This window comes from Rhizobacter sp. J219, from assembly GCF_024700055.1.
Classification (GTDB): Bacteria; Pseudomonadota; Gammaproteobacteria; order Burkholderiales; family Burkholderiaceae_C; genus Rhizobacter.
Map to the genome: position 1 here is coordinate 4242981 of NZ_JAJOND010000001.1, position 15232 is coordinate 4258212.

Consider the following 15232-nt stretch of genomic DNA (forward strand, 5'->3'; position numbering starts at 1 on the left):
TCAATTTCTCAAGGAGAGTCACATGATGGGATTCGAATGGCTGAGACCGGCCGCCTTCTTCGGCTCCGTCCTCTATGCGCTGATCGGCGTTTTCGTCTTCTGGCTCAGCTTCGTCATCGTCGACAAGCTCACGCCCTATGACCTGTGGGGCGAGATCGTCGAGAAGAAAAACGTGGCGCTCGCGATCGTGGTCGGTGCGATGTGCATTGCCATCGGCCTGATCGTCGCCTCCGCTATCCACTAGCCGCTTGAACGCCACCGAGCCGGCCGCCGCGCGCATCCGCCCGGCCGAAGTCGCGCTGCTGGCGTCGGTCTTCGTCGTCGCCGCCTGCGGACTGGTCTACGAGCTTGCGGCGGGGGCGCTCGCGAGCTACCTGCTGGGCGACTCCGTCCTGCAGTTCTCCACCATCATCGGCGCGTACCTGTTCGCGATGGGCATCGGATCGTGGCTGTCGCGCTACTTCGAGCGCCAACTGGTGGCGCACTTTCTGCGCATCGAGCTGCTGGTGGGTTTCATCGGCGGGTTGATGCCGGCGGCGCTGTTTGCGCTGCAGACGCTCCCGTCGACCAGCTTCCGTTTCGTGCTCTACAGCCTGGTGCTGCTGGTCGGCACCCTGGTGGGGCTGGAGATCCCGCTGGTGATGCGCATCCTGAAGCGCCACTTCAGCGAGCGTTATGCGCTGAAGGACCTCGTGTCGCAGGTGCTGACCTTCGACTACCTCGGCGCGCTCGCGGTGGCGGTGGCGTTCCCGCTGTTGCTGGTGCCGCACCTCGGGCTGGTGCGCACCGGCGCCTTCTTCGGACTGCTCAACGCCGCGGTGGCGGTGTGGGCCTTGTGGCTCTTTCGCGGCGAGCTGCGCCAGCTGTGGGCGCATGTCGTCGCGTGCCTGGGCGTGATCGCGGCGCTGTCGGTGGCGATGGCCTATGCCGATCGCATCAGCACCTGGGCCGAAGACCGCTTCTACGCCGACCGCATCGTCTACAGCGAGACCAGCCGCTACCAGCGCGTGGTCGTCACCTCCGGGCGTGCCGGCGTGCGGCTCTTCCTCAACGGCAACCTGCAGTTCCATTCGCGCGACGAGTACCGCTACCACGAGGCGCTGGTGCACCCGGCGATGGCGGCCCACGGTGCGCCCAAGCGCGTGCTGGTGCTCGGCGGCGGTGACGGCATGGCGGTGCGCGAGGTGCTCAAGCACCCGAGCGTGGAGGCGGTGACGCTGGTCGAGTCTCGACCCGCACATGACCCGGCTCTTCGCCGAGCAGCCGCTGCTGCGCGAACTCAACGGCGATGCCTTGCGCTCGCCCAAGCTCACCATCGTCAACGCCGATGCCTTTGCCTGGCTCGAACAAAACCCGGGCAGCTTCGACGTGATCGTGGTCGACTTCCCCGACCCCACCAACTTCTCGCTCGGCAAGCTCTACACGACGAGCTTCTACACGCTGCTCGACGCGCACCTCGCCGCCTCGGGCTATGCGGTGGTGCAGACCACTTCGCCGCTGATCGCACGCAAGAGCTACTGGACGGTCGCCGCGACGCTCGAAGCCGCCGGCCTGTCGATCACGCCCTACCACGCCCACGTGCCGAGCTTCGGCGAGTGGGGCTTCATCCTCGCAAGCCGCCGGCCCTTCCGCCTGCCGACCGCCTTGCCGCCGGGCCTGCGCTTCCTCACCGTCGAAGGCCTGCCCGGCCTGCTGCAGTTCCCGCCCGACATGGCGCGGGTGCCGGCTGAGCCCAACCGCCTGTCGAACCAAGTGCTGGTGCAGACCTTCGAGCAGGAATGGGGCCGGGTGCATCCGTGACGCTGAGCCGCCGGGGGCTGTTGTCTGCGGCTGCCAGCCTGCCGCTCTTGGCGAGCTGCCGGCGCTCGCCTGAGCCGCCATACGACGGCGGCTGGCTCGGCGCGCAGCACACACGTGGCCACCGCCTGCGTGACCTGAAAAGCGGCAGCCTGCCCGCACCGGCCGCCACACGGCGCGCCAACGTGCTCATCGTCGGCGCCGGTGTGGCCGGTCTCGCCTGCGCACGCGCGTTGGCGCAGCGCCGCGTCGACGATGTACACCTGCTCGACCTGGAAGACGCCCCCCGGCGGCAACAGCCGCAGCCACCAGATCGCCGGCATGGCCTGCCCGCTCGGCGCGCACTACCTGCCGGTGCCCGCCGAGGCCGACGTCGACCTGGTCGCGCTGCTGGAGGCGCTGGGCCTGAGCCGCGTCGTGCACGGCCGGCGCGTCTACGACGAGCGCCACCTCTGCCACAGCCCGCAGGAGCGCCTGTTCATCGACGGCCAGTGGCAGGAGGGCCTCTTGCCCGTGCACGACCAGCCCGAGGCCACGCTCGCGCAGTACCGGCGTTTCAGCGACGAAGTGACACGGGCGGCGGCGCTGGGCTTCAGCCTGCCGACGGCGCGCTCGCCGTGGACGCCGGCGCACCAGGCGCTCGACGCGGTGACCTTCGCCCACTGGCTCGACCAGCAGGGCCTCGATGCGCCGGCCCTGCGCATCTACCTCGACTACTGCTGCCGCGACGACTACGGCGCAACCGCCGCGCAGGTGTCGGCGTGGGCCGGGCTGCATTACTTCGCCAGCCGGCACGGCTTCCATGCCCCGGGCGATGCGGAGGCCGACACCCGCGAGGCGGTGCTCACCTGGCCGCAAGGCAACGGCTGGCTCACCGAGCGCCTGGCCGAACCGCAGCGCGAACGCCTGCACACCGGCCGCGTTGCCTTGCGCGTCGACGAAGGCCGCCACGAGGTGAACGTGGACGTGTGGGACGCGCAGGCCGAACGTGTCGAACGCTGGACCGCCCGGCAGCTGGTGCTCGCCACGCCGCTCTTCATCTCGGCCCGCCTGCTCGCGTCGCCCCCCGCGGCCTTGGTGGCCGCCGTCGCGCAGATGCGTTACGCGCCCTGGCTCGTGGCCAACCTGCACCTCGACACGCCGCTCGTCGACACCGGCGGCGCTCCACCCGCGTGGGACAACGTGCTGCACGGCAGCCCCGCCCTCGGCTATGTCGACGCCATGCACCAGAGCACCCGGCCGCACGCCGGCCCGACGGTGCTCACGAGCTACTGGGCCTTGGGCGGCGACAGCGCGGCGCAGCTGCTCGCGAACCGCAGTCGACTGCTGCAGGACGGCTGGGCCGCGTGGTCACGCACCGTGCTCGACGATCTGGCGAAAGCCCACCCCGACCTGCCGGGCAAGGTCAAGCGCATCGACCTCATGCGCTACGGCCATGCGATGAGCATCCCGCTGCCCGGCCTGCGCGGCAGCGCGGCGCTGCAGGCGCTGTCAGGCCCGGCCGGCCGTGTGCACTTCGCGCACAGCGATCTGTCGGGCTACTCGGTGTTCGAAGAGGCGTTCTTCCACGGCACGCGCCTCGGCCGGCGCCTAGGGAAGCTCTGAGCGCATCAGCGCTTCGATCTCGTCGGCCTGCACCGGCACGCCCCGGCTGATCAGCTCGCAGCCGTGGGCCGTGAGCACCGCGTCGTCTTCGATGCGGATGCCGATGTGCCAGTAGCGCTCGGGCACACCCTCGGCCGGGCGCACGTAGAGGCCGGGTTCGAGCGTCACCACCATGCCCGGCTCGAGCTTGCGCGACGGGTGTTTGACGACACGACCGCCCAGGTAGTCGGGCTGCTCGAAGGGGGCTTCGTCGCGCGCCAGGTAGTCGCCGGTGTCGTGCACGTCGCGGCCCAGCCAGTGGCCGGTGCCGTGCATGAAGAACTGGCGGTAATGGGCCTTCTCGATCACGTCGTCGAGCGAGCCGTGGCGGTCGGGGCTCAGCAGCCCGGTGTCGAGCATGCCTTGCGCCAGCACCCGCACCGCGGCGTGGTGCGCGTCGCGGTGGCGCAGGCCGGGGCGGGTGGCGGCGACGGCGGCTTCCTGCGCGGCGACCACGATGTCGTACAGCTCGCGTTGCGGCGCGCTGTAGCGGCCGCTGGCGGGGAAGGTGCGGGTGACATCGCTCGCATAACCGTCGAACTCGCAGCCGGCGTCGATCAGGCACAGCTCATCGGCACGCAGGCGGGCGGCGCCGGCGCTGTGGTGCAGCACGCAGGCGTTGCGCCCGGCTGCCACGATGGAGGGATAGGCCGGCCCCGCGGCGCCGTGGCGGCGGAACTCGTGCAGCAGCTCGGCCTCGATCTCGTATTCGGCGACGCTGCCGGCCGGGTCGGCGCGGAAGCGCGCGGCGCAGAAGCGCATCGCGCGCCGGTGCGCGCCGGCCGAGATGCCGGCCGCGCGGCGCATCAGCGCGAGCTCGTCGTCGCGCTTGAAGAGGCGCATCTCGTCGAGCAGCACGCCCAGGTCGCGGTGGGTCGACGGCGGTGCGTGGCCGAAGTGCGACTGCGCGCGCACCTCGGCCAGCCATCCGTCGAGGCGTTGGTCCAGCGGCTCGTCGCCGCTGCCGAACACCGTCCACACCGCAGGCGCCTGGTTCAGCAACTCGGGCAGGCGCCGGTCGAGCTGCGACAGCGGGTAGGCGGCGGCGACGCCGAGCGTCTCGCGCGCCGCGTCGGGCCCGAGGCGCACGCCGGTCCACACCTCCTGCTCGGGGTGCTTCTCGCGGCAGAAGAGTTCGCTGTGACCGTCTGCGCGCAGCACCAGCACGGCTTCCGGTTCGTCGAAGCCGGTGAGGTAGTGGAAGTGGCTGTCGGCGCGGAAGGGGTGCTCGGTGTCGCGGCTGCGGGTGACCTCGGGCGCCGTCATCACGATGGCCACGCCGCCGCCGGCCGCGTGCAGGCGCCGGGCCAGTTCGGCGCGGCGTTCGTGCAAAGGATGCAATGGGTGCAACGGGGACGGCGGGGTTTGCTGCGCCGGGGCAGCCGGGGCATTCATCAGGCTTTGCCGGAGCCTTCGACGTGCTTGACGGCCGGGGGCAGGTCGGGCGACTGGGCCTGCTTGCGCAGGCGGCGCAGCTCGCGCATCAGCTCGCGGTCGACCGACGAGGGCTCGCGCGCCGCACGGGCCGCCGCTTCGCTGCCTTCGTCGGCCGAGCGTTTGACGGCCTCGCGGTCGCCGGCCAGCTGCTGGCGGGTGCGGATGTGGTTGGCCAGTGCTTCCACGGCTTCCACTTCGCTGTGTGCGTCGGTCTTGGGCAGGGCCACCACGCGCTTGTCGTTCATGCGCATGTTGAGCCGGCAGCTGCGGTTGCGGTTGAGGTGGCGCAGGGTGTAGCCGGGCGCGTCGGCCTCGGACACCGACACGTCACGGATGTTCTCGATCGCTACCTGGTGCACCTTGTGGCCGAAGCCGCGCTGGAACCACACGTAGCTCGCGCTGACCGTGACCCGCTCCCAGCGCGCCATGTCGAGCGCCACCGCGCCCAGCAGCATCAGCACACCCACGGCGCTGACCCAGCCCAGCTTCCAGGTCATGCCCACCCACATCACCACGCCCGAGGCGAGCACCAGGGTGACGACTTCGAGCATCGCGCGGTCGGCGGTGCCATAGACGCGCCGCTCGTAGCCCGCGACTTCGGGCTCGCCGCTGGCCAGCGGATAGACCGCCGAGGCCACCGCCTTGGCGCCGCGGCTGAGCAGGATGTGGCCGGCCACCGCGATGGCCAGCAGGAACGGCAGGGCGAGTACATGCGTCACAGGACGAAAGGTAGCGCGAACCTCGCGCCGGCGAAAGGCCCGGGCGTAACCCGGTCAAAAGCGGGCCGACACACGGTTGATTCGGTGGTTCGAGCGGCCACACCGCGTGGCTAAGATGCTTCAGTCCAATCACGGGGAAACCATGCACTACCGGCGTCTGGGCCGCAGCGGCCTCCAGCTGAGCGCGTTGTCGCTCGGCTCCTGGGTCACCTACCACCAGCAGGTGGATGCCCGTGCGGCCGTCGAGCTGATGGCCGCCGCGATGGACGCCGGCATCAACTTCTTCGACAACGCCGAGGCCTACGCCGAAGGCCAGGCCGAGGTGGTGATGGGCGAGGCGCTGAGGGCACTCAAACGACCGCGCCTGAGCTACGTCGTCTCGACCAAGTTCTTCTGGGGCCTCCACCATGGCGGCAACAAGGTCAATCAGCTCAACACGCTCAACCGCAAATACCTGATGCAGGCCATCGACGGTTCGCTCCGGCGCCTGCAGCTGGAGCACGTCGACCTCGTCTACTGCCACCGGCCCGACCCCGAGACGCCCATCGAGGAGACCGTGCAGGCCATGAGCGACATGGTCACGCAGGGCAAGGCCTTGTACTGGGGCACGAGCGAGTGGTCGGCCAAGCAGATCCGCGCCGCCTACGACTTCGCCGAGCGCGAACGGCTGCATCGCCCGCGGATGGAGCAGCCGCAGTACCACCTCTTCAGCCGGGCGCGCGTCGAACGCGAGTACAAGCGCCTGGTCGACGACCTCGGGCTCGGCCTCACCACCTGGAGCCCGCTCGCCAGTGGGCTGCTCACCGGCAAGTACCGCGACGGGGTGCCGCCGGGCAGCCGGGGCGCCCTGCAGGACATGGGCTGGCTGGCCAAGAACCTCACCGACCCGTCGCGCAACGCCGCCGTCGCGCAGCTGGAGCCGATCGCCCGCGAGCTGGGCGGCACCGTGGCGCAACTGGCCATTGCCTGGGCGATGCGCAACCCGCAGGTGAGTACGGTGATCCTCGGCGCCTCGAAACTCGCGCAGTTGCAGGACAACCTGGGTGCGCTGGCGCTGAGCCCGAAACTGACGCCCGAGGTGCTGGCCCGCATCGAGCGCATCACCAAGCCGCACGCAGACTGAATCTCCCATGCAGCACTCCCACGATTTGCGACCCTGGCAGCACCAGCACGTGTTCGACACGGGCAACCGCCTGGGCGAGCGCCGCACGCACTGGGTGCTGGCGATCACGCTGCTGACCATGGTGGTGGAGATCGCCGCCGGCTGGTGGACGGGCTCGATGGCGCTGCTCGCCGACGGCTGGCACATGGGCACGCACGCACTCGCGCTGGCGGTGACGGCCGGCGCCTACTGGCTGGCGCGCCGCCATGCGCAGGACACGCGCTACACCTTCGGCACCTGGAAGATCGAAGTGCTGGGCAGCTTTGCCAGTGCGCTGGTGCTGGGCCTGGTGGGCCTGGGCATCGTCATCGAGTCGGTCGGCCGGCTGTGGCGTGCCGAGCCGCTGGAGGCGCAGTCGGCGCTGGTGGTGGCGGTGATCGGGCTGGTGGTCAATCTGGTGTCGGCGTGGCTGTTGCACGGCGCGCAGGGTGGGCATGACCACCACCATCACGGGCACGGTCACCACGACCATCACCATGGGCATCACGGGCACGACCACGGACATGACCACGGACATGCCCATGCGCACCACGCGCACGATGACCCGCCCCCTGCAAGCGGCGGTCAGGACCTCAACCTGCGCGCCGCCTACGCCCACGTGCTGGCCGATGCGCTGACCTCGGTGTTCGCGATCGGCGCGCTGTCAGCGGCGCTGTGGCTGGGCTGGGCCTGGCTCGACCCGGTGGTCGGCATCCTCGGTGCGGTGGTGATCGGCGTGTGGGCCTGGGGCCTGATGCGCCAATCGGCCGCCGTGCTGCTCGATCGCGAGATGGACCTTCCGCTGGCGCAGCAGGTGCGCGACGCGATCGAATCCGATGGTGACGCCAAGGTGGCCGACCTGCACCTGTGGCGCGTGGGCCGCGACAAGTTCGCTGCCATCGTCTGCATCGTGGCCGATGTGCCGCTCACGCCCTCGGTGTACCGCGAGCGCCTGGTCGTGCATGGCGAGCTGGCCCATGTGTCGATCGAAGTGAACCGCTGCCCGCACGCGGGCTGAGCCGCCGCGGTCAGAGCACCCGCCGCAGCGCCTCTTCCATGCCGGGCAGCGGCGAGGCGCTCGGGTTGCGCCCTTGCAGCAGGTTGTGCAGTCGGTGCTCCACGTGGCTCAGCCACTCGGGGTGCGTGAACACATAGAAGCGCTGTTCTCGGATCGCTGCCAGGACCTGCCGGCCGACGTCCAGCGGGTTCAGGCCCTGCTCCACCTGTTCGTTGAACCACTGCCGCATGGCCGCCGCCAGCGGTGAGGCCGGTTCGGGCGAGGCCTCGGGCAAGCTGCTCGGCCGGTTGCGCTCGGCGCTGAGGATGCGTGTGGCCACGAACCCGGGGCACAGCAGCGAGACGCTGACGTTCGAGCGGTTGCGCTGCAACTCGATGTAGAGGCTTTCCGACAGGCTCACGACTGCTGCCTTGCTCGCGCCATAGACGGGGTTGCCGCCGGCGCTCAGGCCCGCCATCGACGCGGTGTTGACGATGTGCGCCGGCGTGCGCTGCTTGAGCAGGAAGGGCATGAAGCTGCGGATGCCGTGCACCACGCCCATCAGGTTCACGCCCAGCACCCACTGCCAGTCGTCGAGCGTGCTGTGCCAGCTGGGCATCGTGCCGGCGCCGACCCCGGCGTTGTTGCACAGGATGTCGATCCCGCCGTAGCGCTGCAGGGAGGCGTGGGCCAGGGCCTGCACCTGTTCGGCGTCGGACACATCGGCGACCACGGTGTGCACGTCGGCGCCGCTCGCGCGCAGGGCCGCGGCCGCGGCGTCGAGGGCTTCGATCTCGACGTCGCTCAGCACCACCCGGATGCCGGCTTCGGCAAAGGCCTGCGCCATGCCGAGGCCGATGCCGCTGGCCGCGCCGGTGATGACCGCGACCTTGCCCTCGAAGGAGTCCATCAGGGCCTCAGGCTTCGCCGTTGAGCGCGTTCAGCCGCTCGACCGTGCCGACGTCGGTCCACGGGCCGTCGTAGGCGGTGGCCTCGATGCGGCCGGCGTCGGCCCCGGCGCGCAGCAGCGGCGTCAGCGGCAGCTTGTCGCCGACCTTCACGTCCCGGACGATCGTGTTGCGGAAGAGGCCCACGCTGGCCCAGGTGCGTTTCGGGGTGGCAGTGCGCGATGCGAGGCCTTGCGCATCGAGGCCGAAGTCGCCTTCGGGGTGATGCGGTGCATTGGGCACCAGCCATAGGTGGGCCAGCGCCCGGCCTTGTGCGAAGCGTTGCGCGGCGGCGGGGTCGAAGCGAAACCCGGGCAGGAACACGTCGCCCGACACGACCCAGAAGCAGTCGTTGGTCGCATCGGTGAGCAGCGGCAGGGCCTTGGCGATGCCGCCGGCGGTTTCGAGCGCGCCGCCGTGGTCGCGGCCTTCGAGCGAATAGCGGATGGCCACGCCGTGGCGCGAGCCGTCGCCGAGCGCCTCGACGATCCGCTCCTCCAGCCACGCGGTGTTGATCACCACCTCGCGAATTCCGTCGCGCGCCAGCGCCTCCAGGTGCCACACGATCAGCGGTTTGCCGCGCACCTGCAGCAGCGGCTTGGGCGTGTGGTCGGTGAGCGGGCGCATGCGTTCGCCGCGGCCTGCGGCCAGGATCAGGGCTTTCATCGGGGGGCGCCTCGTTCGATCGTGTGCTGCTCGACCTGCTGCGGCGCGAAGTGCGTGACCAGCGTGTCGAGCAGCGCGCGTGCCTTGTGGGAGTTGTCGGCGCCGAAGTTGCAGACGTAGACGTCGAGCGTCACCGCCGCGAGTTCGGGCCAGGTGTGCACCGCGAGATGCGACTCGGCCAGCAGCACCACGCCGGTCACGCCGCCCGCGTCGGGGAAGGTGTGGAAGAGCTCGCCCACGGGTTGCAGCGTGGCATCGGCCACTGCTGCCAAGCACAGGCGCCGCAGTGCATGCGGATCGGTGAAAGCGGGGGTCTCCGTGGAGCATCCCCGCAAATCGGCGGTGAGGTGCAGGCCGTGCATCGGGGGTCATTATCGAGGCCCGTAAAATGCCGGGTTTCCCCCCACCCCACCCCCCAAAGCGAGCCCATGACCGCGATCGCCTCCAACACTTCCTTGATGGCGAACGCCATTCGTGCCCTCTCGATGGACGCGGTCCAGCAAGCGAACTCCGGGCACCCCGGGGCGCCGATGGGCATGGCCGAGATCGCCGTGGCGCTGTGGGGCCGGCACCTCAAGCACAACCCGGCCAACCCGCACTGGGCCGACCGCGACCGCTTCGTGCTGAGCAACGGCCACGGCTCGATGCTCATCTACTCGCTGCTGCACCTCTCGGGCTACGACTTGCCGATGAGCGAGCTGCGCAACTTCCGCCAGCTGCACAGCAAGACCCCGGGCCATCCGGAAGTCGGCATCACCCCGGGCGTCGAGACCACCACCGGCCCGCTCGGCCAGGGCTTCACCAACGCGGTGGGCCTGGCACTCGCCGAGAAGCTCTTGGCCAAGGAATTCAACCGCGACGGCCACGCGATCGTCGACCACCACACCTATGTCTTCCTCGGCGACGGCTGCCTGATGGAAGGTATCAGCCACGAAGCCGCCGGCCTTGCCGCGGCCTGGAGGCTCAACAAGCTGATCGCGATCTACGACGACAACGGCATCTCGATCGACGGCCAGGTCGCGCCCTGGTTCGTCGACAACACCCCGAAGCGTTTCGAGGCCTACGGCTGGAACGTGATCGCCAAGGTCGACGGGCATGACGTCGACGCCGTCGACCGCGCCATCGCCCAAGCGAAGAAGAGCGACAAGCCGACCCTCATCTGCTGCCAGACCACCATCGGCAAAGGCTCGCCCAACCGCGCTGGCACCGCCAAGGCGCACGGCGAAGCGCTCGGCCCCGACGAGATCAAGCTCACCCGCGAGGCGATGGGCTGGACGCACGAGCCCTTCGTCGTGCCCGAAGAAGCGTATGAACAGTGGGACGCGCGCCAGGCCGGCCTGCAGGCCGAGACGACCTGGGTCGATGCCTTCGAGGCCTACGCCAAGGCCCATCCCGAACTCGCGGTGGAACTGGTGCGCCGCCTCGACGGCCAGCTGCCCAAGGGCTGGACGCAGACCGTGAAGGAGGCGGTGGCCGCCACGCACGCCAAGGCCGAAACGGTCGCCAGCCGCAAGGCCAGCCAGCTCGCGCTCGAAGTCTTCACCAAGGCCCTGCCCGAGCTGCTTGGCGGCAGCGCCGACCTGACCGGCTCCAACCTCACCAACACCAGCAGCACGCCGGCCCTGCGCTTCGACGACAAGGGTGAAGCGAACGGCGGGCGCCACATCAACTACGGCGTGCGCGAGTTCGGCATGGCCGCCATCATGAACGGCGTGGCGCTGCACGGCGGCTTCATCCCCTACGGCGGCACCTTCCTCACCTTCAGCGACTACAGCCGCAACGCCATCCGCATGGCCGCGCTGATGAAGCAGCGTGTGGTGCATGTGTTCACGCACGACAGCATCGGCCTCGGCGAAGACGGCCCGACGCACCAGTCGATCGAACACGCCGCCTCGCTGCGCCTGATCCCCGGCCTCGACGTGTGGCGCCCGGCCGACACGACCGAGACGATGGTTGCGTGGGCCTCGGCCATCGAGAGCAAGAGCCGCCCGAGCGCGCTGCTGCTCTCGCGCCAGAACCTCACCTACTCGCCCAAGGCCAGTCTCGACGGCATCGCCCGCGGCGCCTACGTGCTGGCCGAGCCCAGCGAAGTGGGCCTCAAGAAGAAGGCACAGGCGGTCATCATCGCCACCGGCTCCGAGGTGCAGCTTGCGCTGCACGCGCAGATGCAGCTCGCGGTGAGCGGCATCGCGGTGCGCGTGGTGAGCATGCCCTCGACCAGCGTCTTCGATCGCCAGAGCGTCGACTACAAGGCCTCGGTGCTGCCCGCCGGCCTGCCGCGCATCGCGGTGGAGATGGGTGTGACCGACGGCTGGTGGAAGTACGGCTGCGCCGCGGTGGTCGGCATCGACACCTACGGCGAATCGGCCCCGGCCGGCGTGCTCTTCAAGCACTTCGGCTTCACCTCTGAAAACGTCGCCGACACCGTGCGCGCGGTGTTGCAGAACAAGCGTTGAACGGACAACAGGTTTTCTACATAGGAGCGAATGACATGACCATCAAGATCGGCATCAACGGCTTCGGCCGCATCGGGCGCATGGTGCTGCGCGCCGCCGTCGCCAACTTCAAGGACGTCCAGATCGTCGGCATCAACGACCTGCTGGAGCCCGACTACCTCGCGTACATGCTGCAGTACGACTCGGTGCACGGCCGCTTCGACGGTGAGGTCAAGGTCGACGGCAACACGCTGATCGTCAACGGCCAGAAGATCCGCCTCACCGCCGTGAAGGACCCGGCCGAGCTGAAGTGGAACGAGGTCGGTGCCGACATCGTCGTCGAATCGACCGGCCTCTTCCTCACCAAGGAAACCGCGCAGAAGCACATCGACGCCGGCGCCAAGAAGGTGGTGATGTCGGCCCCGTCGAAGGACGACACGCCGATGTTCGTCTTCGGCGTGAACGACAAGTCGTACAAGGGCGAGGCCATCATCTCCAACGCCTCGTGCACCACCAACTGCCTGGCGCCGCTCGCCAAGGTGCTGAACGACAAGTGGGGCATCAAGCGCGGCCTGATGACCACCGTGCACGCCGCCACCGCCACGCAGAAGACCGTCGACGGCCCGTCGAACAAGGACTGGCGCGGCGGCCGCGGCATCCTCGAGAACATCATCCCGTCGTCGACCGGCGCCGCCAAGGCCGTGGGCGTGGTGATCCCCGAGCTGAACAAGAAGCTGACCGGCATGTCGTTCCGCGTGCCGACCTCCGACGTCTCGGTGGTCGACCTGACCGTCGAACTGGTGAAGGAAGCGACCTACAAGGAAATCTGCGCCGAGATGAAGGCGCAGTCCGAAGGCGCGATGAAGGGCGTGCTGGGCTACACCGAAGACAAGGTCGTCGCGACCGACTTCCGTGGCGACCCGCGCACCTCGATCTTCGACGCCGAAGCCGGCATTGCGCTCGACGGCACCTTCGTCAAGCTCGTGTCCTGGTACGACAACGAGTGGGGCTACTCCAACAAGGTGCTGGAGATGGTGCGCGTCATCGCCAAGTGATGGCGGCCCCTTGGCCGACGGGGACGTCGGCCGATCCCCCGAGGGGATGCGGGCCGGCTTGGGAGCGGCCCGGCGCTCGGCCCGCTCTCCGATAACCGCACCGCAGCAAAAAGGCCTCGCAAGAGGCCTTTTTCATGTCCGGCCCGACTTTCTTGAAACCGGGCGTATCCGTCCGGTGATTTGCCGCCTGCGGTGAAACGCAGCCGCGACGGGCCTGCCTACACTTGCCGCCACGCTGGCCGCCGGGGAATCCATGGAGTGGCGCTCAGCGGGCACAAATTCCAACAGGAGTTCTTCATGCGCAAATCCTGGCCCGCCGCGGTCGCCCTCGCCTTGCTGGCACCGCTGGGCCTTCATTCGCCGCCGCTGCAGGCGCAGAGTGCGCCGGCGGCCGCGCCGAACGCGCGGGTGATCGTCCAGTTCAAAGCCGGCTCCGCGCTGCTGAATGAGCGTCCCCAGGCTCAATCCGCCGGTGTCTCGCGTGCACAGGCGCTTGGGCAGCGGATGGGGTTGCGCCTCAGCTCCGGCCGAGCGTTGAGCGAGCGCTCCCAAGTCGTTAGGGCCACCGGCATCAGCTCGGCCGACCTGGCCCGCCGGCTGGCGGCGCAGCCCGATGTCGAATATGCAGAGCCAGATCTGCGACAGCGTCGCATGGCCGCGCCCGACGACCCGCGCTACAACTCGGTTCTGCTGGGCATTGGCGGGCCGGTGTCAGGCCAGTGGTATCTGAAGCCGCCGAGTCCGACGCTGGTTTCGGCAATCAACGCCGAGACCGCGTGGGACACCACCCCCGGCAGCAACACAGTAGTGGTGGCCGTGCTCGACACCGGCGTGCGTTTCGACCACCCTGATCTGCTCGCGGCGGGCGTTGGCAACCTGCTGGCTGGCTACGACATGGTCGGCGGCGACCCTTCCAATATCACTGCCGAGGAGTTGGCGACGGCCAACGACAACAACGGCTACGACGCCAACGCCGAGGATCCGGGGGATTGGGTCAGCAGCGGGGATCTCTCCAGCGGCAATTTCGACCCCAGCGATTGTTTTGTGGAAAACAGCAGCTGGCACGGCACGCAGACCGCCAGCCTGGTCGGAGCCCTGACCAACAACGCCGTCGGCATGGCCAGCGTCGGGCGCAACGTGCGCGTGCTGCCGGTGCGGGTGCTCGGCAAGTGTGGCGGCTACACCTCCGATATCGCGGCGGGGATTCGCTGGGCAGCCGGACTGTCCGTTCCCAACGTGCCGGCCAACGCCAACCCAGCGAAGGTCATCAACATGAGCCTGGGTGGCGGCGGGGCTTGCTCGACGACCTATCAGAACGCGATCACCGCAGCCATCGCCCAAGGTGTCGTGGTCGTGGCGTCCGCCGGCAACAGCGGCGGCCTGGCAGTGTCTTCGCCCGCAAACTGCAGCGGCGTGATCGCCGTCAGCGGCCTGCGCCACGTCGGCACCAAGGTGGGCTTTGCCGATCTCGGGTCGGAGGTCGCCATTTCGGCACCGGGCGGCAATTGCGTGAACACGACCGGCACCTGCCTGTACCCGATCATCACGGCCACCAACAGTGGTACGACCACACCGTCGACCTCGACCTATACCGACGGCGACAACGCCGCCGTCGGCACCAGCTTTTCGGCACCACTGGTAGCCGGCACTGTGGGCCTGATGTTCTCGGTGAACTCGAGCATGACGGTCAGCGAGGTGCGTGCCGCGCTGCAGGGCAGCGCGCGAGTCTTCCCCAACACCGGCGGCGGCTTGACCACCACCACCTGCCGTGCGCCCGACAACACCGCCCAGGACGAGTGCTACTGCACCACCAGCACCTGTGGTGCCGGCATGCTCGACACCAATGCTGCGGTGCTCGCGGCCCAGCGCGGCCTGCAGGCCCGCATCACCCAGAGCGTCGCGACGCCGGCAGCCACGCAGGCGCTGACGCTGAGCGTCGCCAACAGCTACGTCGTGAGCCCGCGCACTCTCACGACGTACCAGTGGACCCTCGTCGACGGCGGCGGCATCGTCACCAGCCTGGGCACGAGCACCACCGGGCCGACCGTGACGGTGACCCCGACGGCCGCAGGGCGTTTCCGTGTCAGCGTCACCGTCACCGACAGCACAGGCGCCCAATCCACCACGGAGCAGGCGATGACCGTCGGGGCCGCGCCGCTCGCCGTCGGAGGCGGGGGGTGGCGGCGGCGGTGGGGGCTTGGGCCTCGTCTGGCTGGCCGGTCTCGCGATGGCGGTGTTGGCCCTGCAGATCCAGCGGAACCGCGCTTGCTCCCTGAAGGTGTCGCGCCGCCGGCGATGAGGTGACACTCCCCCGCGGCGCTCCCGTCTTGAAGGAGAACGCGCCATGGGGGATTGGAGCAAGGCCGGTCGGCAATTTGCGGTGCTGGCGGCGGT

At 69.3% G+C, this 15232-nt stretch carries 12 protein-coding genes and 2 pseudogenes; 9 read left to right on the forward strand and 5 right to left on the reverse strand.

Translation table 11 applies throughout. The annotated features are described in order from the left end of the window. The first annotated feature begins 22 nt into the window (after positions 1 to 22). The 4 genes and pseudogenes from LRS03_RS20105 to LRS03_RS20120 all read left to right on the forward strand — a co-directional run bounded on the left by LRS03_RS20105 (position 23) and on the right by LRS03_RS20120 (position 3402). Positions 23 to 244 (forward strand): DUF350 domain-containing protein, encoded by a 222-nt coding sequence (locus tag LRS03_RS20105; protein WP_257827726.1) that lies wholly within the window; start codon positions 23 to 25, stop codon positions 242 to 244. Positions 245 to 248: 4 nt separating this feature from the next. Continuing rightward, positions 249 to 1800: pseudogene (locus LRS03_RS20110) on the forward strand (polyamine aminopropyltransferase). Further along, positions 1779 to 2042 (forward strand): annotated as a pseudogene (locus LRS03_RS20115) (hypothetical protein); the annotation flags it as partial. The pseudogenes LRS03_RS20110 and LRS03_RS20115, both read left to right, overlap by 22 nt. A 10-nt stretch (positions 2043 to 2052) precedes the next feature. Then, positions 2053 to 3402: an FAD-dependent oxidoreductase gene (locus LRS03_RS20120; RefSeq protein ID WP_257827727.1), complete on the forward strand. Its 1350-nt coding sequence runs from the start codon at positions 2053 to 2055 to the stop codon at positions 3400 to 3402. Here LRS03_RS20120 and LRS03_RS20125 read toward each other — a convergent pair. After that, on the reverse strand, positions 3388 to 4836 hold the full coding sequence (locus LRS03_RS20125) for an aminopeptidase P N-terminal domain-containing protein (RefSeq protein ID WP_257827728.1): 1449 nt from the start codon (positions 4834 to 4836) through the stop codon (positions 3388 to 3390). The genes LRS03_RS20120 and LRS03_RS20125 overlap by 15 nt on opposite strands. Further along, positions 4836 to 5597 (reverse strand): hypothetical protein, encoded by a 762-nt coding sequence (locus LRS03_RS20130; RefSeq protein ID WP_257827729.1) that lies wholly within the window; start codon positions 5595 to 5597, stop codon positions 4836 to 4838. The genes LRS03_RS20125 and LRS03_RS20130 overlap by 1 nt, the downstream gene beginning before the upstream one ends. A 142-nt stretch (positions 5598 to 5739) precedes the next feature. Here LRS03_RS20130 and LRS03_RS20135 point away from each other — a divergent pair, with 142 nt between their 5' ends. Then, complete coding sequence (locus tag LRS03_RS20135) at positions 5740 to 6720, forward strand: aldo/keto reductase (protein WP_257827730.1); 981 nt, start codon at positions 5740 to 5742, stop codon at positions 6718 to 6720. Positions 6721 to 6727: 7 nt separating this feature from the next. Next, positions 6728 to 7756 carry a CDF family Co(II)/Ni(II) efflux transporter DmeF gene (gene dmeF / locus LRS03_RS20140; protein ID WP_257827731.1) on the forward strand — a complete coding sequence of 343 codons (1029 nt, stop codon included), beginning with the start codon at positions 6728 to 6730 and terminating at the stop codon, positions 7754 to 7756. Positions 7757 to 7766: 10 nt separating this feature from the next. Here the strand turns inward: dmeF and LRS03_RS20145 are convergent, their stop codons facing one another. From LRS03_RS20145 to speD, 3 genes are read right to left on the reverse strand one after another with little or no spacing between them, the layout of a single operon-like run. Next, positions 7767 to 8645 (reverse strand): SDR family NAD(P)-dependent oxidoreductase, encoded by an 879-nt coding sequence (locus LRS03_RS20145; protein ID WP_257827732.1) that lies wholly within the window; start codon positions 8643 to 8645, stop codon positions 7767 to 7769. Between the two features lie 7 nt (positions 8646 to 8652). Continuing rightward, positions 8653 to 9348: an N-acetylmuramate alpha-1-phosphate uridylyltransferase MurU gene (gene murU / locus LRS03_RS20150; protein WP_257827733.1), complete on the reverse strand. Its 696-nt coding sequence runs from the start codon at positions 9346 to 9348 to the stop codon at positions 8653 to 8655. Next, on the reverse strand, positions 9345 to 9710 hold the full coding sequence (gene speD / locus LRS03_RS20155; RefSeq protein ID WP_257827734.1) for an adenosylmethionine decarboxylase: 366 nt from the start codon (positions 9708 to 9710) through the stop codon (positions 9345 to 9347). Before speD ends, murU begins: the two co-directional genes overlap by 4 nt. A 66-nt stretch (positions 9711 to 9776) precedes the next feature. Here speD and tkt point away from each other — a divergent pair, with 66 nt between their 5' ends. The 3 genes from tkt to LRS03_RS20170 all read left to right on the forward strand — a co-directional run bounded on the left by tkt (position 9777) and on the right by LRS03_RS20170 (position 15142). Further along, on the forward strand, positions 9777 to 11804 hold the full coding sequence (tkt, locus tag LRS03_RS20160; protein WP_257827735.1) for a transketolase: 2028 nt from the start codon (positions 9777 to 9779) through the stop codon (positions 11802 to 11804). 35 nt (positions 11805 to 11839) lie between these two features. Then, the gene (gap, locus tag LRS03_RS20165) at positions 11840 to 12838 is read left to right on the forward strand and encodes a type I glyceraldehyde-3-phosphate dehydrogenase (protein WP_257827736.1); all 999 of its coding nucleotides are present in this window, start codon (positions 11840 to 11842) and stop codon (positions 12836 to 12838) included. A gap of 297 nt (positions 12839 to 13135) precedes the next feature. After that, positions 13136 to 15142 carry a S8 family peptidase gene (locus LRS03_RS20170; protein WP_308296449.1) on the forward strand — a complete coding sequence of 669 codons (2007 nt, stop codon included), beginning with the start codon at positions 13136 to 13138 and terminating at the stop codon, positions 15140 to 15142. The last annotated feature ends 90 nt before the right edge of the window (positions 15143 to 15232 follow it).